General features: G+C 47.7%; 18 protein-coding genes. 6 read left to right on the top strand and 12 right to left on the bottom strand.

Translation table 11 applies throughout. From position 1 onward, the window contains the following. Positions 1-249 precede the first annotated feature (249 nt). Positions 250-531 carry a CD3324 family protein gene (locus K2F33_RS21380; RefSeq protein WP_163875579.1) on the bottom strand — a complete coding sequence of 94 codons (282 nt, stop codon included), beginning with the start codon at positions 529-531 and terminating at the stop codon, positions 250-252. A 468-nt stretch (positions 532-999) separates the two neighbouring features. Here K2F33_RS21380 and K2F33_RS21375 point away from each other — a divergent pair, with 468 nt between their 5' ends. Further along, complete coding sequence (locus K2F33_RS21375) at positions 1,000-1,473, top strand: DinB family protein (RefSeq protein WP_263878504.1); 474 nt, start codon at positions 1,000-1,002, stop codon at positions 1,471-1,473. Positions 1,474-1,512: 39 nt separating this feature from the next. Next, on the top strand, positions 1,513-1,731 hold the full coding sequence (locus K2F33_RS21370) for a hypothetical protein (protein ID WP_145132770.1): 219 nt from the start codon (positions 1,513-1,515) through the stop codon (positions 1,729-1,731). 156 nt (positions 1,732-1,887) lie between these two features. Here the strand turns inward: K2F33_RS21370 and K2F33_RS21365 are convergent, their stop codons facing one another. Together K2F33_RS21365 and K2F33_RS21360 are read right to left on the bottom strand one after the other, a co-directional pair. Further along, positions 1,888-2,349, bottom strand: a complete 462-nt coding sequence (locus tag K2F33_RS21365; RefSeq protein WP_263878503.1) for a phage tail protein — start codon at positions 2,347-2,349, stop codon at positions 1,888-1,890. An 87-nt stretch (positions 2,350-2,436) separates the two neighbouring features. Beyond that, positions 2,437-2,916 carry a GyrI-like domain-containing protein gene (locus tag K2F33_RS21360; protein ID WP_076164616.1) on the bottom strand — a complete coding sequence of 160 codons (480 nt, stop codon included), beginning with the start codon at positions 2,914-2,916 and terminating at the stop codon, positions 2,437-2,439. Positions 2,917-3,028: 112 nt separating this feature from the next. Here K2F33_RS21360 and K2F33_RS21355 point away from each other — a divergent pair, with 112 nt between their 5' ends. After that, positions 3,029-3,991: a helix-turn-helix transcriptional regulator gene (locus K2F33_RS21355; protein WP_076164614.1), complete on the top strand. Its 963-nt coding sequence runs from the start codon at positions 3,029-3,031 to the stop codon at positions 3,989-3,991. 47 nt (positions 3,992-4,038) lie between these two features. Here the strand turns inward: K2F33_RS21355 and K2F33_RS21350 are convergent, their stop codons facing one another. Next, positions 4,039-4,488 (bottom strand): MarR family winged helix-turn-helix transcriptional regulator, encoded by a 450-nt coding sequence (locus K2F33_RS21350; protein ID WP_263878502.1) that lies wholly within the window; start codon positions 4,486-4,488, stop codon positions 4,039-4,041. 108 nt (positions 4,489-4,596) lie between these two features. Here K2F33_RS21350 and K2F33_RS21345 point away from each other — a divergent pair, with 108 nt between their 5' ends. Then, complete coding sequence (locus K2F33_RS21345) at positions 4,597-5,865, top strand: FAD-dependent oxidoreductase (RefSeq protein WP_263878501.1); 1,269 nt, start codon at positions 4,597-4,599, stop codon at positions 5,863-5,865. A gap of 14 nt (positions 5,866-5,879) precedes the next feature. Here K2F33_RS21345 and ppsA read toward each other — a convergent pair whose 3' ends face one another. Further along, positions 5,880-8,477 carry a phosphoenolpyruvate synthase gene (gene ppsA, locus K2F33_RS21340; protein ID WP_263878500.1) on the bottom strand — a complete coding sequence of 866 codons (2,598 nt, stop codon included), beginning with the start codon at positions 8,475-8,477 and terminating at the stop codon, positions 5,880-5,882. A gap of 286 nt (positions 8,478-8,763) precedes the next feature. Then, on the bottom strand, positions 8,764-9,246 hold the full coding sequence (locus K2F33_RS21335) for a DinB family protein (protein ID WP_263878499.1): 483 nt from the start codon (positions 9,244-9,246) through the stop codon (positions 8,764-8,766). Positions 9,247-9,480: 234 nt separating this feature from the next. On the opposite strand from K2F33_RS21335, the gene K2F33_RS21330 reads away from it, so the two are divergent. Further along, the gene (locus K2F33_RS21330; protein ID WP_212984065.1) at positions 9,481-10,227 is read left to right on the top strand and encodes an EcsC family protein; all 747 of its coding nucleotides are present in this window, start codon (positions 9,481-9,483) and stop codon (positions 10,225-10,227) included. A 31-nt stretch (positions 10,228-10,258) separates the two neighbouring features. On the opposite strand, the gene K2F33_RS21325 is transcribed toward K2F33_RS21330, so the two are convergent. The 6 genes from K2F33_RS21325 to K2F33_RS21300 form a co-directional block, all read right to left on the bottom strand. Next, entirely contained in the window at positions 10,259-11,779 is a 1,521-nt protein-coding gene (locus K2F33_RS21325) for an ABC transporter substrate-binding protein (RefSeq protein ID WP_263878498.1), read from the bottom strand. Positions 11,780-11,891: 112 nt separating this feature from the next. After that, positions 11,892-13,109, bottom strand: coding sequence for an MFS transporter (locus tag K2F33_RS21320; protein WP_263878497.1), 1,218 nt, complete (start codon positions 13,107-13,109; stop codon positions 11,892-11,894). After that, positions 13,109-14,239 carry a Gfo/Idh/MocA family protein gene (locus K2F33_RS21315; protein WP_263878496.1) on the bottom strand — a complete coding sequence of 377 codons (1,131 nt, stop codon included), beginning with the start codon at positions 14,237-14,239 and terminating at the stop codon, positions 13,109-13,111. Before K2F33_RS21315 ends, K2F33_RS21320 begins: the two co-directional genes overlap by 1 nt. A gap of 26 nt (positions 14,240-14,265) precedes the next feature. Beyond that, entirely contained in the window at positions 14,266-15,051 is a 786-nt protein-coding gene (locus tag K2F33_RS21310) for a sugar phosphate isomerase/epimerase family protein (protein WP_263878495.1), read from the bottom strand. 94 nt (positions 15,052-15,145) lie between these two features. Continuing rightward, positions 15,146-16,027 carry a carbohydrate ABC transporter permease gene (locus K2F33_RS21305; RefSeq protein ID WP_089547672.1) on the bottom strand — a complete coding sequence of 294 codons (882 nt, stop codon included), beginning with the start codon at positions 16,025-16,027 and terminating at the stop codon, positions 15,146-15,148. 16 nt (positions 16,028-16,043) lie between these two features. Then, the gene (locus K2F33_RS21300) at positions 16,044-16,976 is read right to left on the bottom strand and encodes an ABC transporter permease (RefSeq protein WP_256992865.1); all 933 of its coding nucleotides are present in this window, start codon (positions 16,974-16,976) and stop codon (positions 16,044-16,046) included. A 393-nt stretch (positions 16,977-17,369) separates the two neighbouring features. Here K2F33_RS21300 and K2F33_RS21295 point away from each other — a divergent pair, with 393 nt between their 5' ends. Further along, a complete protein-coding gene (locus K2F33_RS21295) occupies positions 17,370-18,497 on the top strand; it encodes an ROK family transcriptional regulator (protein WP_212984070.1) in 1,128 nt (375 codons plus the stop codon). The last annotated feature ends 117 nt before the right edge of the window (positions 18,498-18,614 follow it).

Raw genomic sequence — 18,614 nt, 5'->3', positions numbered from 1 at the left:
AAAAAAACCGTCTATCGACGTACCTTCAAAGAAAACAGACCGCGTCTAAAGGAAGTTTTTCTTTCGAGATCAGGAAACAGAAGCTCCGAAACTTATACTTTCTGATCTCTTAAAAAAAACGTCTATCGACGTACCTTCAAAGAAAACAGACCGCGTCTAAAGGAAGTTTTTCTTGCGAGATCAGGAAACAGAAGCTCCGAAACTTATACTTTCTGATCTCTTAAAAAAAACTGATGAAGATTATCTTCATCAGTGCCGTTCGCTGTTGTTTCCCGAATATACAATTTTCTTAATCGTTTCAATGGAAAGAAAATAGTCCTCAGCTAGCTGCTCGATACTGCTATTATTCTTATATGCTTGTCTTATCTCGGCATTTCGCTGATCCAGCCACTGCCTTCCGCCGCTCAAGCTCCCCCAATGCTGATATTCCCTCTGCTGCTTCGGAATGTAAATCGTCTCTCCCTGGACATACTGTTGAATCTCTAAAATTAGCTTTTCAGGTAGTATATTTTTAGCATTCGTATATTTCAATTCGCTTCACTCCTTATTTTGTAAATAAGGTGCAAAGCCAAAATATTAGAAAAGCTTATTCAGCGTTAGCTAAAATTCCGCCCCATGCAAAGTAACGCTTCTCCAATACTGGCTTTGCATGAGTGAAAGAAGTCACAGACAATCTTGATCGATTCTCCATCAGTAAAGCACCCCCTTAACGCTCACAGTATACCATATTTCAGATGGGCAGTTCCTGTCATTATGAATTCTAGTAAACCATTCTGCTCTAATGGCGCTTATTCTGCCACGGTCTGGTCCGTTGAAGAAAAAAAGGATATTTGCCTAAAACCAAGAACTTCTTAACATGTTAGATAGAATGAACTAAAGAATTTAATTGTTATAGAGCCGTAAGGGACCGTTATAACAGGAAGTTCAAAGCTAAACTTTAGTTCAATCTATATAGTTGTTTTATTATATGAAATTTATTTAAGGATTGGAGGAGTTCAAATGGAAGACATCATTCAGGAATATGCCTCAGGATACGCAATGCTGCGTGAGGCCATCGAAGGGTTAACGGAGGAGGAGCTTCGTTACAAGCCTGCACCGGACCAATGGAGCATTCATCAAATTATCATACATGTGGCGGATTCAGAGATGTCTTCTACATCTCGACTTAAAACAGTCTTGGCGGAGGATGAGCCGGCACTCATTTCATTTGACCAGGACGCATGGGCGAACAACTTAGGTTATGATTTATTGGACCGCGAACAATATCTGCAGCTGTTCAAATTGCTGCGCCTCAGTATGCAGACCATCCTAGACAATCTTACCAACGAACAAATCGAGCGAGTCGGAGTGTATATTGACCAGGCGCGATTCAGCTTTAAGCAATTATTGGTATTTCGTGTTGAACATGTCCGTGGTCACCTTGCCCAAATTGAAAGAGTAAAGAAGGCCTACCGCGAAAGCCAATCATTTTGATATAACCAAGCAGCAATTCGTGAAAAGGAGAAAAATCAAATGGGGATGATTGTACTCGGTATATTCATGATTGTATTAGGCTTGTACGATTATAAAAATCCAGATTCCAAACTTCTTAAATTTTTGCGACGTGCTCCCAAGAATGATACCGAAGTCCAACAAGTACGCTCAAATGGTTCCACTGAAATGTTTGGCGGGATCATATTTATTTTGATTGGAGTAGTCGTTCTTCTGTTACGAAAATATGGGCACTTCTAGCGATCAACCAAGAACGAGACAACAACTCACACCGAACTCATTCAAAGGAGTCAGTGAAATGCCTCCACCTAACTAATCTAGTATTTGTTTTACCCAATGTTTATGTAAAATAAAATGCAAAAAAAGCCGCAAGGATGCGGCTTTTTCATAAGTAGTTTAATACTCTTTCTTGATGACAAAAAACGAGCCCCGGATCGTTCCAGCTAATTTAGACTTCTGCCGGGCAAACTTAAACTTTTCCAGCTCCTTCGGTTCCTTCATCCCATCCGAAAGCTTAAAACCAACGGCCCGCTTCTTCGGGTCATCCACCGTATACATCACATTGAGCCCCAGACCATCTTCATAAAAGACATAGGTGAATTGAATATTTTCGACTTGGAATTGCGACGTTTCCAAAGGCTTGGCTGCAAACTCGATCTCTCGTTCTTCTTTCAAAATCCGGTTCACATAATCCAGAGTCTCCTGGCTTTCGCTGGCGGGTACGACCGTAAATTTGTGCTTATACTTGTTCATGAAGTAACGGGCCTCATTCGCCCGAAGCCCAGCGAGCGCTTCTGCTACTGGAGAAGACTCAACCCCAACGGTAGACACATCTTTAAAATCAACGATATACGACATTTCTATCCCTCCTAAAAGTTTGGTAAGGCGTTATACCTTAGAATCTCACTTCGGGCAAAATCCGCCCCGATTACTTCATCAATTTGCTTACTTCTTCACAACAGGAATCCACATTTCGCCAAATACGACGCCGTCTCGCTGCCCCATCTCAACGGTCGCATTCGGTCCTCCAACATAAGCATAATCTTTCGCTTCCGGCAGCACTTGACCAAACGCAAAGCCAGCAAGCTGATTGCTCAGATCATTGGATGTCGGCGCTTCCCCTTTAACAACGAGGTATTCACCCTGAGGGAATTGGATCATTCTCGTTGCCTCCGGCAGTGAAGCATCCGTCATGACGCCGGCATAGTACATCATCTTGTTGTTCACCGCTTCGTTCACGGCAAAAATGAAATCATTAGCGGCGATGGATTTTAACGTATCCAGCCTTCCGTCTTCTTCGACGGCCGACCAGAATTCTGCTTTTTCTTTGTTGATGCCGGCGTAGTCTGTGTAATCGCTCTTCAGTTCCGTTCCAATCCCCAAAACGATAAAGCTGTCCTTTTCTTCCAACGTAAATTGTGCCATATTTGATTACCTTCCTTTTTTAAAATTTTGTTCAAATGATTTGTGTTTTCACTTGATAGGTTTATAATAACCTTGAATCATGTCAAAAAGTGATACTGTTTAGGAGACTCCTATGAAAAAAGTTGAACGGATTAATACCATCATGCGGTATATCAACAATCGTGCCCACTTTACGATTTCCGAAATTATGCGGGAATTTAACATCTCCCGATCGACGGCGATCCGGGATATTCGGGAAATCGAGGCGATGGGGATGCCGCTTGTTGCAGAAGTCGGCAGGGATGGCGGGTATTTCGTCATGAACAACTCGATCCTGCCCACGGTCCGCTTTACCGATAACGAAATTAAAGCCTTGTTCATTGGCTTTATGGCCACAAGAAATCAGCAGCTCCCCTATTTGAAGAGCCGCCAATCGCTGGCCGAGAAATTGCTTGGCCTGATTTCAAAAAACCAGCAGGATGACCTTGTCCTGTTGAATCAAATTTTGCTGTTTGAAGGAACCAACCCCAATAATCCCGACCTGCTCGACCTGTCGGACCTTCCCCATCCGATGCTGGAAAAGCTCATCCAAGTCCTTCTCAAGGACGAATATTTATGGATCACCATCCAAGAAGAGATGGAAATCAAGTCCTATCCCATTTATCTCCTGCACCTCTATCGTGAGAAAAGCGTGTGGCTGATCGAGGGATTTGATTTGAAGGAAGAAAAGAGGAGGATTATTCCTGTTGATGACCTTACCAATGTAGAGCCGTACCCTTTGAAAAAAAGAATAAGTAAGAAAAAGATCCAAGAACAACTGCGTAAGCAGGATGAAATCATCAACCTGGTCATTGAACTAGGTCCAAAAGCGATTGCGCAGTTCAGAAAATACCATCCCATAAAAGTATCCCTTTCCTATACGAATCCTTACCAAACGACAGCCATTTTAAGGACATATATTCATGTCGATAAAGCCGAAGAAATAACCGAACTAACCAATTGGCTGCTTTTTCTGGGTGGAGATATCAAGGTCAGGGAGATGCCGAAAGAAGTCTTGGAGGTGATCCAGGAAAGAATGGGCTTGTACCTTCCATAAACTGAAACTGAATCGGTAAAGCCCCCTCTTTTCAGTCTGGCATCGAATTAGTGTTTTTCAGTAAATTTCATTAACACCTGATTGCACTGTCTAATAAAATCAATGATGAACTCAAGTTCCTTATCATCATAATTAGATAGCAGTTGATTCATTTCCGCTGCAAATGAACTGAAAAGCGGGACAATGTTTTTTTCTGCATTTTCTTGGTTCATGTAAATGTTGACCCTTCTCTTGTCTTCCGGATCTTGTTCACGAAAAATATATCCTACCTTTTCCAGCCTGTCCAAAACGCCCGTGACCGCCCCCGTTGTCAATCCAGTCAATGCAGCAAGCTGACCGGCTGTAAGCGGTTGGTTCTTCATAATGACATCCAAGCATTTGTGATCCGTGGAATTGATTCCCAACTTTGCAGCAATGGCTTGGTGAAACAGGATCGTGGCCGTACTGTTATTTCGTAATTCATCAGTAAGAATATTGATGTTTTTGCTTGTTGACATACAAATCATCCTCTTTTATATTTATCTTATCTCGTGAGATAAAATGTTTTGCCGCTTTCATTGTATCAATAATATTGCCGATGAGCAAATGAAAAGAGGCTGATAAATATGTCCCAAATTTCAGTGGCCATTGCTGGAGCCGGGTTAAGCGGATTATGTTTGGCCCATTCTTTACTTCGCGCCGGGTTCGATGTGCAAGTGTACGAAAGTGATCCGGAACCGTTTGCACGCCGCCAAGGATATCGGGTCACGTTAGACGAGTATGGGATGGCAGGACTTCAAAAGTGCCTTCCGCCGCGTTTATTCGAGTTGTTTTTGGCGACCACATCGCCCACTGACGAAGATTCTTACTTTCGAGTTACAAATCAGGACCTTGGAGAGGTCTTCAAGCTCACATTCAAAGGGGATCGGAGTGGTACCGATTTACGAACGCCGCGTCAAACCGATCGCCAAACCCTGCGTACGATTATGCTCGAAGGGCTGCAGGATCGGATTCATTATGGAAAAAAGGCGGTTCGGGCCGATACAGCAGCGGATGGCGCCACCCTTCACTTTTCTGACGGAAGTTATACACATGCTTCACTCGTCATCGGTGCCGATGGTGTAAACTCGGCATTACGCAAGCAGCTGTTGCCCGACTGTGACCCGGAGGATGCGAACAGCTGGGGAATTTATGGTCGCACGCCTCTTCTGCATAATGGGCAGTCCATCGTTCCTGCTCCACTGAAAACGAGCGGCGTATACGCCATCGGAAAAGCGGGTAAAGGCTTTTTCTTTACGACGATGAACTTTCGCGAAGCTCCGCAAGCGGCTTTTTCTCGATTTGGAGCAGAGCAATTACCTCCCATTTCTGACGATTATGTCATGTGGGCTCTTCTCTTGCCCAAAGAATTGTTTCCCGTATCTCAAGAGAAACTTGATTCCGAAATACTGCATCGCTTTGCACTAGAGACTGCCCTGGACTTTCATCCCGTGCTGCGGCGGTTCGTGAATCAAGCCGATGCCGATTACACCATGCTGGTAAAATTAAAAGCGGCCAGGAAGCCGTCTTCCTGGCCGGTGTCGCGAATCACTTTAATGGGCGATGCAGTACATGTTATGCCACCCACTGGATCTCATGGAGGCAACACAGCTCTACGAGATGCAGCTCTTCTCGCTGAAAAACTTAAAGCAGTAGTATCCCAAGGCGAACCTTTAGAGAAAGCCATTGCATCTTATCAAGCGGAGATGAGCCAGTATGCATTTCGTGAGGTGGAGGCTGCCAAGGCGATGCTGAAGCGCTTCTCCATTCATAACCCATTCATGAGCTGGGTCATGTTACGTGCAATGCCTTGGATTCGTTCCTTAAAAAACAAGCCGTTAACAACAACAGAATAACTTGACGACGCAAGCTATTCCAATATTTCAATGTACCCTTCTGTTCCATTCACACGAATTCGCTGCCCGTCTTTGATGAGCTTGGTCGCATGATCCACTCCGACTACGGCCGGCAGGCCATATTCACGCGCGATCACGGCTCCATGGGTCATCAGGCCGCCTACTTCCGTGATTAAACCTTTGATGGATACAAACAATGGGGTCCAGCTTGGATCCGTAAATGCGGTAACCAAGATATCTCCTTCTTCCAAAGCAGCATCTTCCATGCTTAAAATGACACGAGCTCTTCCTTCTATCACTCCAGAAGAAACAGGCAGACCTAAAATCGCATCGGCCGGGAGATCTCCCCGTTTGTACGAACCTCTAAACATTTCGCCATCAGACGTGATGACACGCGGTGGGGTCAGTTTTTCATATACTTTATACTCGTCTTTGCGTTTGCTGATGATCCGATCATCCAGCATATTGGTGCGAACGGCTTCGTGAAGCTCTTCAAAAGTTAGATAGTATATATCTTCGATATCATGAATGACACCGGCTTGCACGAGTCGTTCGGCTTCTTTCAGTAAAGCCTGCTTATAAACAAAGTAGCGGCTCACCCAGCCATATTTAGGGTATTCCCGATACCCGATGAAATTTCGGACGAGATCGATCATCCGTTTCGTTTCGTCGGCTTTTTGATCGCCATCCGGCAGCTGTCTCAGCCGATTTAACAATTCTTGTTCTTTGGCCAAAGCTTCCTGGCGACCCTGCTCGAATTTCCGGCGGCTCTCATGAGGCTCAAAGTTTTTGATGTTGCTCAGGATCATCGGGACCAGCGTAAGCGGTTTTTCGCTCCAACGGGTACGGCTGATATCGATTTCTCCAGTACACCGCATGCCGTATTTGCTCAGATAATCATAGATCGCTTCCCGGGCTTCCCTTCCTCCATCAAACTTCACCAGTTCGTCCAGAAAGTGATCTTCTGTTGTATGCTGCAAATAATCAATGACTTCCGGATAAGGGCGAATCACATCCGCGACATCCAGCAGCGCCAAGCCCATTTCCGAAGTAATATTGTTGGGCACGGATTGAGAAAGCGTATCGGCTGCGTTTTTTTCGCCTAACCATTTGTTCATATGTTCATTGATCCAGAATGTAGCATTAATTGCAGACATAAACACTGCCGTACTTTGCGGATCAAATAAAATCCTCTTTAATTCCTGGATGTCTTCGAGGATGAAATCGAACAATTCTGCCCCGGATTTCATTTGGATCTTTTGTTTTAAAGCTGCAATCGAGGCTTGATTCCGCTGGATCAAGTCAGTAACGATAGATGGATCGTTCTCAAAGGCTGCCGGCTTATCTGTATTACTTTTAGCGGGAATGGGTGCGGTTTGATCATTCGGTACCAATTTGACAAAGTCTCGCTCGATTACGTTCTCGATTGCGCCTATGAAAAGCGGATCGGATTCCAAGTTTTTTAATAAAGCTTCCCGGCCGGCAGTGGTAGTCAGCCTAGGCGCAATATCAATGAACAGCCTTCCGCCCGCTGTACGCATCGGTGCAGGAGTAATTAACAGGTAAAAAGACAATCCCAACGGTTTGATCGGATCTGTCATCATTTGTTGATGGCCAACAGACAGATAGACGTGATTATCCTGATCATTTGCTTCAGGGATCGGGAATAGCGTTGTAATCGGCCGGCTCTGAACAATATAAAATGCATCATCAGCCAAACACCATTCGATGTCCTGCGGCTGGCCGAAATAAGCTTCGACCTGTCTTCCGATCCGTTCCAGCTGCACAATGTGTTCGTCAGTAAGGGTTTGAGCCTTTTGCTGTGCCGGACCGATTTGGCATGTTTCGGTTCCGCCTTCTTTTCGTCCATAGATCGCCAATGTTTTGGCTGCTATCCTCTTATCGACGATTTCCCCTCCTTGTACTTTATAATTATCAGCGGATACCAAGCCGGAGACCAGTGCTTCCCCAAGTCCAAAACTGGCATCGATAGACAGCTGCTTCCGGTTTCCGCTCATTGGATCAGCGGTGAACAATATTCCCGAAGCCTGCGGGAATACCATCTTTTGAATGATCACGGATAAGTAAATGTGACGGTGATCAAATCCATTTTGTATACGGTAGATGACTGCGCGATCCGTAAATAAGGAGGCCCAGCATTTGCTGATATGCTGCAGAATGGCATCAACACCGATGATATTTAAATAAGTATCCTGCTGCCCTGCAAAAGAAGCGTGCGGCAAATCTTCGGCGGTTGCACTAGAACGCACAGCGTAAGCATGTTCCTCGCCGAACCGGGAGAGATAGTGAATTACTGACTCCACAACATCGGAAGGAATTTCTGCTTCAGTAATGGTCTGCCGGATCTTCCCGCTGATCTCACCAATTTGGTCCCGATCATCTGCGTTTAGCATGGTTAGTTGTTGGAGTAATGCATGATACGTTTCGTTTTGTCCGATGGCTTTTTGATACCCCGCGGTTGTAATACAGAATCCTTCGGGGACCTGGATTCCGTCAATTTTAGATAATTCTCCTAAATTCAACCCTTTTCCGCCAACGAGATAAAGCTGCGATTTTTCGATTTCATGAAACCCAAGAACCATTGAACTCATTCGACCATCTCCCTAACCATTTGATTGAGAAAAAAACATTTGACAAGAGTTTAACCGGCATGTTACACTTAAAATGTAAGATAAGATATTTATGACTTTATAACATGAACAGTCGTGATCTGATTATATCATCACGTCTTTTTTTGCGCAATAAGAAAGAACCTGGGATTTTATCCAGGTTCTTTTTTTGGTTTACAGCATCCCACTCCGAGGGTCGATATCGTCATCCAAGCCGTTCCATCGGGTTCCATCGCCTTGCTCTCAATAGGACGTCTCTAAACTTTTGTTATTGATCGTCCGCGCTGGGTCCGTACATCCCAGGAACGGATATCCCGAGCAGTCGCATATAAACTGTCAACTGTCCCCGATGATGGTACACGTGATTGAACATCAGCGTACGGGCCATATCGATTCGGGGTGCTTCCAAGATGGTCTCTCCTTTGCTGACGAGCTTCCAGGAATTCCTTAGCCCATCTTCTCCCCATTCCCGAAGCTTGCTCCCGGCAAGAGACACGCTCCATTCCAGTGCCTCAAGCAATTCTTGCCGGGTGGTCGGCTCCGGCAGAGGAACAACCGGAGCCTCGCTGACCGCTTCGTCCAGCAATAGAGCCAGCCCCCCGGGTACTCCCGCAGCATGCAGGGCGAGCTGTCCCAGAGACATCGACCTCGGGTGCGGCCGCCAAGAAAGTTTGTCCTCAGGCAGCCTTTCAAGAAGCAAGCGTGTCGATTCGGCTTCCCTTGTTAATTCACGAATCCAATCTTCAATCATGTTTATGGTGATCTCCTCCTCTGGCTAACGCCATTCATACCTTCATCCTATAGCGCCATGCGCGGGAAGATTTCTTCAGAATTGCGGAATCGTGAATGTCAGGGTCAGGTCATGACTAACCTCTTTGCGGTGCTGGACTTTAGTCGAGGTCAGAAACCTGCTGCAGTCTGGTTCAAATCACGGCGTTATTCGTTACAATAGAATAAAGCAAGCACATTGGAGGAGCGATGGATCATGAATTACGAACATAAAGTCCAGAGGGAAGTTGCCGAATGGGAACAAAAGATGTTCAAGCCGCCGGGATGGATGGAAAAAGCATCGAAATCCGTCGGCGGCCGGATCAACCATTTGATTCCCCCAAAGGTGCAAAACGTCATCACGACCACCATCCGGTCGATCGTGCGCACGGCACTGTTCGGCGCGGAATACACCCCTAGACGCCCGGTGCAAAGTACGATGGATCTGGAAGCTGCCGATCAAGAAGCCAAAGACCTGTTTGCCCTGTACCAAAAAATTGCGGTTGCTGAAGGTGCTGGAACGGGAGCCGGCGGCATCATCCTTGGCATGGTAGACTTTCCGGCTCTCATCGCAATCAAGATGAAATTTTTGTTCGAGCTGGCGCATGTTTACGGTTATGACACGAAACATTTCTCCGAGCGGGTGTTTATTCTCAAGGTGTTTCAAATGACATTTTCGGGGCCGGATAACCGTGCCAGGCTGCTCGATTCCATCAAATATTGGCATATAGAAAAGGAACAATGGCTGTCTGATACCGAATATTCCAGGACGATGGACTGGGAGACTTTTCAGATCGAGTATCGCGATGCGATCGATTTCCGGAAAATGCTGCAGATGCTGCCAGGGATCGGCGCGATCGCAGGGGCATGGGCGAATTACACCATTCTTGAGGAGCTTCGCGAATCCGCCATGAACGCTTACCGCCTGCGCAGATTGCACGATGATTTCGAGGTTAGATCGTAATGAATATTTTTTCTTCGTACTGAGAGGTCCTTCACTTATTGTTTGCAGCCCACACATCCAGCTGCCTTTGTTTTTCGGCGATCACTTTATCGATTCCGGCCGATTTTAATGCTGCGTTAAATTTCGGCAGATAGACATCCGGATCCAGAGTTCCTGTCTCCAGCGCTTTTGAATATTGCTGAACGACATTCTGGATCGCGGCCAATTCGGTTTTGACCGGCTCCGAGTTATAGGTGAATCCGAGCGCTGCAGACTTCTCCGCACTTTGGTTAAAGGCCTCCATTTGCTTCCATATATCCGGACTGTCCGTCGACCACGGATAAGACAGCAGCTGATTCCCGAACATCCAACCTTGTCTCATGTTGTAGCCGCTGTTCGTCGCATCCACACCACTAGGAAAGTCAATCGTCCCGTCTTCCTTCACTTGATAGTGCTTTCCTTCAATCCCCCAATCCAGCAAATTGATGATTTGTTTGTCCGAGTAGAGCAAATTCAGAAACATCATCGCGCGCTCGGGATTTTTGGACTTGGCCGCAATGGCAAGCATTGCGTTCATAATCGTCAGCGTATTCATTTTGGACGGCGCGAGTGCGACTTCCGTCAGCTCCTTGCCGGCCCATGCTCCCGTCTGCGTCGTGATCCCCGGCTTGCCTTTATTCGGTGTCGCGAACCCGATGTTTGCCTTGATATAATCCCGGCCGGTTTGCGAGGTCGTTGCAATGTCCTTGGGGATGTATCCTGCCAGGAACCATTGACGTATCACCCCGATGAACTTCGCATATTCCTCGCTCTCATACAAATTAACGACCTTCAGCTGATTCGGATCGGTAAGTACACCGATCATGTCGCCAAGCGGATCAATCGTCGTCTGCAGCAGTGGATAGGCAATGGAACCTCCCCCTGACGCTTTACCCAGCATGTTGGCTTCCGGATGCTTCTTTTTAACGCTTTCAAAAATCGGCTCTAAATCCTCGATTGTTTTCACCTGGCTGACGTCCATATTGCTTTCTTTTAACCAATCCGTTCGCATCAGAATAGTCGGATAAGCGGCAAAGTCCCGGATCGTTGGAACGCCGTATATTTTGCCGTCAATTTTTGCCGCAGCCAATACGTCGGGATCGAAGGCGGCTAGGATATCCTGGCCATGGGACTGAAGCAGGTCATCGATGGGCAGCAGTTTTTTTTGCGCGACTTCCGAAATATATTGGTCTTCCCCTGTGAACACCAGGTCGAGTTTCTCATTGCCGGAGAACATCAGCACTTTTTGCTGTGTCCACGCAGCCGCTTCAATGCGTTTCAGTTTGACGGTTGCATTGATTTTTTCTTTCGTAATCTTGCTGATTTCCTGCTCCACAAGACCAAGATCACGCTGATCCGGTCCCCAGAAAGCGATTGTAATTTCATAAGGGGCAAGCTTACCGTCACCAGATGCTTTTTGCGTTGATGACGACGGCTTCTTCTCACCGTTCGAAGAGGAGCTTGAACATCCGCTCAAAACGACGGTAACAGCCAGCACAAAGAACAACAAGGAATGAACCGACTTTTTCCACATAGGCTTTTGACCTCCCAGGATCTTCAATATGGAATCTCCACGCTTGGAGCTGAAGTGCAGCAGAAAGGGTGACGAATGCCGCGTCACAGCGGCATTCGTCCGATCCCGATCTTCATGATGCCGCCAACTCGGACTGCTTGCGGTATTTCATCCACATGAACGTAAAACCTGCCACCCCTGCTACAGATATGATTGCGCAAATCGAATACATCGTTTGGGGACCCAAATAATCGAACATCCAACCGCCGAACAGACCCGCGATGATGCCGGAAATTCCACCCCACGTCAGGGCATAAATGGCCTGCCCGGTCGCTCTGTACTCGGCTGGTATTAATAATGCGGTCAGACTGGTTCCGATATAATAGTAGCCACCGAACGTAATACAATGCAGCACTTGGATAAAGATGACCTGGAGCGGTCCGCCGGCAACCGACATCAATAACCAGCGGATCACGAACAGGATACTTACGATGACCAGCCCTCCCAGCATCATCCTTGCCGACTTTTTCAGGAATCGGTCAAACAGCAGAAACACCGGAATTTCAAAGATCGCCGACAGGAACACCGACCAGCCAATCAATTCGTTGGAGCCTCCCAGGTTGGAAATGTACAGTGTGACGAACGTTTGGTTGATCGAGTTGGGAACCGAAATGAGGATGCCAAGGATAACGAACACAAAGAACAACCTGCTCGACAGCATCACTTTCCAATAGCTTTGTCTCTCGGTCTTCGGCTTGGAAGTCACTCTGCCCTGAGGGAGTCCGATGGTAAATGCCAGTGAGATCAGCATCATGATCCCGTACAACATCCAAAGATTCACCAGCCCCATCCAGCTGAGAACCGGTCCGGCCAACGCGGCGATGATCGCCCATCCCAGCGAACCCCATAGGCGAAATGCGCCAAACTTGTAGTTCGTGTTCTCGATGGCATTCAGAATCAGACTGTTGCTCTGCGAGAACGTGGGACTGTTAAAGAAAAAAAAGATCAGCATGAAAGCGAAAATGACGGCATATTCACGGAGTTGAAATACCACGATCGTCGCTAACAAATTCCCGGTCAGAAGAAAAATGAGAATACGTTTCACATTCTGCAGCCGGTCGCTCCAATAACCCCAGAACGGATTGGCGAAGATGGAAATGAAGGGCCCACCGGCCATAATCATGCCAATTTCCACTTTACTGAGTCCGATGTTTTGAAAATATAAAGGAAAGAATGAAGTCAAAATCGCAATCGTGCCATACAGGAAAAAGTTGAAACGTTTCAGTGCCGACAACGATTCGGAGGAACGGCCGGCCGCCGGTTGGACCTCCCTCTTCCTTAAAGGCAGCATTAGAGCTGGATCGCTTTCGACAGGGATTGTTCGATGATCTCGTCGCTGCTTACTTCCCGCCCAAGCCGGTCGGATAAATAAATGCCTTCGCTGATCAGCATCGTCTGCGAGGCGATGTGGGCCGTGGGAAGCAGCTCCACTCTTCCCTGCAGCGCGGCGACCCAGTGATGCTGCGAGGACTGGTATGCGTCATAATTCGGCTTCAAATGATTCCAGCGGCCGTCCATCTCATCCAGGTTGACGCTGCCGTTGATATCCATATCGCAAATCGTCGTATGAAAACTAAACGGGGCCAAAATTTGCTGATCCGAATAGGCCGGCAGCTTGATGCCCCCTTTATCCCCCACCACAGAGCAGCCTTCGATGCTTCCAAGGTGAATGCTCCACGCTTCAATAATATCGAGCGTCGCGCCGCCTTCGAATTTTATGAACCCCAGCCCCAGCTCTTCCACGTCAAAGACCGCCTGCCCGGCACGTCCGGCATCCACATCCATCTCCCGGTAGCCTTTACCCGAAATCCGCTCCACCTTCGGTGTGCCAAGCAGGTACAGCATTTGCGCGATATGATAAACCCCCATGTCGATCAGCGCCCCGCCGCCGGCGATTTGTTTGTTTAGAAAAGCCGGGGTGCCGTATCCGTCAATATAAGGGCGTCCTCTCCGGCGATGGCCGGTAGCCCTGGCATGATACAGCTTGCCGAGCATGCCCCCGTCGATCAGCGCTTTTGCCGCCTTGGTCTCTTTTCGATACAAGGTGCCAAGCTGAATATGCAGTTTCTTGCCGTAATCTTCTGCCGCTTCAAGCATGGTCAGCCCGTCCCGGTAAGTCCCGGCGATCGGTTTCTCGCAGTATACGTCCTTGCCTGCCTCGAAAGCGGCAATCGTCACGGGGGCATGCAAATTGTTATGCAGGCAGACATCAACGGCTTCAATGTCATCGCGCTTCAGCATTTCTCTGAAATCGGTATAGACGTGGGGAATATGAAACTCATGCGCGACCTTGAGGGCTTCCTGTTCATTGATGTCGCAGATGGACACGATCTGAACATCCTCCATATTCGCGTAATTTCTCAGGTGAGCTTTGCCGATCAACCCTGCCCCAATCATGCCAATGCGAACGGTTCTTCCCATTTCGATCATCCCTTCTTTTTTTAATTTTAACGGCTCAACATCCGCTTCACGGAAGCGATTGCCCATTCCATCTCTGCGTATTGATTGTCCGGCGCGTTGTACTCGATGCCCCAGTATCCGTCATAGCCGGCATCCAGCAGTGTCTTCACCATGTGTTCGCCCTTTGGTGATCCTACCGTCTTGCCGTCAAAATGCGTATGATAGACCCACGGCGCGACCAACGTGTCGCCAATGTCTTCATCCGTATCCCACCGGCCCATATGGAGCAGTATGCCAAAGTTCGGGTGATTGACCGCTTCGGCCACTTTTTTTAAGTATTTTGGATCTTTGGAAGTTCCCATATGATTTTCAGGCCCGACGATGAGACCAAGGTCAGCCGCTCTCCGGCTCAACGCTTCGAACTTGTTCACAACATATTCGAACTGCTCTTCCGTCCCGGGCGCCGAGCTTTGATCTCCCGCATCGATGCGGATGGTTCGCGCTCCAAGCTTCTCAGCAATGGATAGGTAGGCGACAGCGTTTTCATAAAGCCTGCTGCGCTTGTCTGGATCTGCATCCCATAAATGCGCCCCGTCCACCGCGATGTTGATAATCGTCATTTCTTTTTCCCGTATCGCTTCGGCCAGACGTTGAATATAAGCTTCATCAGGCAGTGAAAAAATGTCGTCCTTAACCCCTTCAAAGGTCCCGTTCCACAAATCAACGGTATCGAGATGGTATCTGTACTTGGACGATTCCAGGTACCCGAACGTATCCATCTTCCCTTCCCGGATCATATTGAAAAAAGAAAAACCGCCAATGCTGATTTTCATGGATTTGCCTCCCTGATTTGGTTTCTATTTTTTGTAACCACGTCCTGCAACCTCTGGCAGCTCTTCATCACCTCCTTAACATGCTGCAGGGAAATCATCCTTTAACCGCCCCGACGGTCAGCCCTTTAACGAAAAATCTCTGAAAGAACGGATACGTTAACACAATCGGCAGCGCGCCGATGACGGCAATAGCCAGGCGGACGCCCTGGGTCGGGATGGAACTGCCGTCCACCCTTGAAGAATAGTCTACATTATCCAGCAAATATTGTACGTTCAGCAAAATGGTATTCAAAAGCACCTGAATGCTGTACAGCCTGGAGTCTGAAATGTAAATGAGTCCGTTAAACCAGTCGTTCCAATAATTAATGACCTGAAATAGTCCGACCGTTGCCAGCACGGGAAGAGACAGCGGCAGCGCCATTTGCACGAATATCCGAAATTCCCCTGCTCCATCCATGTTCGCCGACTCGAGTACCGCTTCCGGAACCGATACGGTAAAAAACGTCCGCAGCAAAATAACATAGAAGGCACTGACCAGAAGACCCGGGACGATCAGCGCAAGCAAGGTATTGGTAATATGAAAAACATTCGAGTAGATTAAATAGGTCGGAACAAGTCCTCCGTTGAAGAGCATCGTGAAGAAGACGATAAATGAAAAGAAATTGCGCAGCGGTAAATCCTTCTTTGACAGCGGATAAGCGAGCAAAGTCATCAGGACCAGACTGGCCAGTGTACCTAAAATAGTCACAACGACGGAGATGCCGTAAGAATTCAAGATCTCCCCCGATTTTTGAAAAATGAATACATAACTATCCAGGCTCCATTCACTGGGAAAAAACGAGTAGCCTTCCCGGATGATCGCATCCTCATCGGTGAACGAGGCCGTAATCAGCAGCAGAAACGGCACCAGGCAAAACGCAACAATCAACCAGAAAATAAAATGGATAACGACTTGTTCAATCCGTGTTCTTCTCAAGGACTTCGCCTCCTTATTAGAACAATGAGTTGTCGGGGTTTATCTTCTTCACAACAAAGTTGGAAATGAGGATCAGCGCGAAGCCAATCACGGATTGGTAGAAGCCTGCGGCGGAAGCCATTCCGATGTCCCCGCTCTTGAGCAGCGCCCGATATACGTATGTATCCAGCACATTGGTTGTTGGCAGCAGCGGCCCGGAGTCAAGCGTCACTTGGTAGAACAGACCGAAGTCCGCATAGAAAATCCGCCCGATCTGCATTAAAGTCATGATGGTGATGACGGGGGTAAGGGACGGCAGGGTGATGTGAAAAATTTGCTTGAACTTCCCTGCCCCATCCAAGGTGGCGGCCTCATAATACTCTTGGTCGATGCCGACGATGGCGGCAAAGTAAATGATGCACAAATAGCCGACGCTGTGCCACAGCTTGACGATGGTGAGGATGACAGGCCAGTATTTCGGTTCCGTATACCACATGACGGGATCCAGTCCGAGAAAAGGAAGGACCGATTTGTTCATGAAGCCTGTTTCCATGCTTAATAACGAAAAAACCAGGTAACCGACAATGACCGTTGAGATAAGATAGGGCAGCAAAATGGCACTTTGGTAAAATCGCTTTAAAAACCGCTGTTTCACTTCGGCCAGCAATATGGCCAGCGCAACGGCGAAGACAAGATTGAGTATGATGAATACAACGTTGTAGAGGATGGTGTTCCGGGTGATGATGTAGGCTTCGGACGTCTTGAAGAGATACTCGAAGTTTCGAAAACCTATCCAATCCCCGCCGAAGACCCCTTTGGAGAAGTCGATTTCCTTAAAAGCGATGATGATGCCAAACATGGGAATATAGTTATTGATGAGCAAGTAGACAATACCGGGGAGAATCATCAGGTACAGGATTTTGTATTTTTTGGCCTTTTTGAGAACTGTGCGGTCCAACCGGGATGTCATAGTAATACCCCTCCTCGGAATAAATGACTGCTGCACGCCTAGCGGGATTCTCAAAGATTGAACTCGGCATCCTCCTCCACTTCGATTAATTTTTCCACCGGACGAATTAATTAACGAAAAAAATACGCCTCCTTGGGGCACGTTTGTGATCATTATAGGGACGCCTTTACAGCCCTGTCAATGTGTTTTTTTATTTTATTTACCATTCCTTCCACCGCCCCGCCTTGACTGGGACTCGTTGACAGCATAATGGACATTTTTCTATAATCGCATTGACACAAGAATAGGCTACACTCCCGTTCCTATGCCCTCTTTCAGCCTAGCCGCCAGGGTCAGCACTCCTGTCCTGACGGGGACTCGGCCAATCATAACTTCCGAAAGTAGGAGAATGCGATGACGAATAAAGTAGGAAATCAGCAGATGCTGCGGGAGATCAACGTATCGACACTGCTGCATATGATTTTTGAGCATGGACCGATATCCCGTGTCGAATTATCGCGAAAAACCAAGCTGAGCCCAACGACCGTTTCCGTGCTGATCGAGGAGCTCATCCGCGAACAGCTTGTGCACGAGACCGGTATGGCCGGTAAAGGCGTCGGTCGAAAAATGACACTGCTGAATATTCGCGCTGACGGCGGATATGTCATTGGCGTGGATATTTCAAGCTCGCCGGCGCATTGCGTGCTGCTCGACTTAAACGGTCAGCTGGTAGCAAGCCAAAGCCTGGAATCGGTGCGCGGCCAGGACCAAATTCGAACTTCACTGGTGAAACAGCTGCAGCAATTCATCCATAAGCAGCGGATTCCCCATGAGCTCATCAGACGCATCGGCATTTCTCTGCCGGGGAGACTCGATGAGACGCAAAGCATCGTCATCTCTTCTAAATATTTGCAGCTGGAACAGTTCCCTATGCGTCAAGCGTTGGAGCAAGAACTCTCGATTCCAGTACTGCTGACTAACGATTTGGACGCTGCCGGCTTTGCCGAACGATTCAGCGGAGCCGCCAAAAATGAACATACCATTATTTTTCTGCTGATCGGCCAAGGCACAGGAGCTGGACTTGTCCTGAACGGGGAGATTTATCACGGCTCCAGCGGAGCGGCAGGACGAACCACTCACCTCTCTCCGTATTGCACGCCCATCCTTGCGGAAAGACTTCGCGCGAACCATCCGGAGGAGTTCGGATCCATGTCGCCGGAAGCAACGGTTCATGCCTTTATGGACCTGGTTCTCGCCGGCGTCCAGCCCTTCAGTGACCAAGGAGAGCTCATTATCCGTGATATTGCCGATTATTGCGGAAAAATGCTGGAAATGCTCAACCCGCAAAAAATGATTCTGGGCGGCTGGATTACTGACAATGCGGCGTTTTTCAACCGTCTCGTACATGCGATTCACGAAGCTGATCACTCCCCCTATGGGGACACCCCGATCGTCGTATTCCACTGGAAAGAGTACGGGTCTGCTTTGGGGGCGGCGATGCTTGGACTGCATGAAATTTTCAAGAAGAAAACGGTACAATAGCTTTATGCTGTCGGTCCTTTACAGCAATATATGTTCATGCCCAGCGCTGCCGGACATGAACATATCGTTGTCGAGGAAATACCATCAAAACACTGCGCCGACTGCTGCTGGTTTTAA

It is taken from the genome of Paenibacillus sp. PSB04, from assembly GCF_025809195.1.
GTDB lineage: Bacteria > Bacillota > Bacilli > Paenibacillales > Paenibacillaceae > Paenibacillus_AQ > Paenibacillus_AQ favisporus.
The sequence above is the reverse complement of the archived record's forward strand: the minus strand, read 5'-3'. Positions and strand labels throughout refer to the sequence as shown.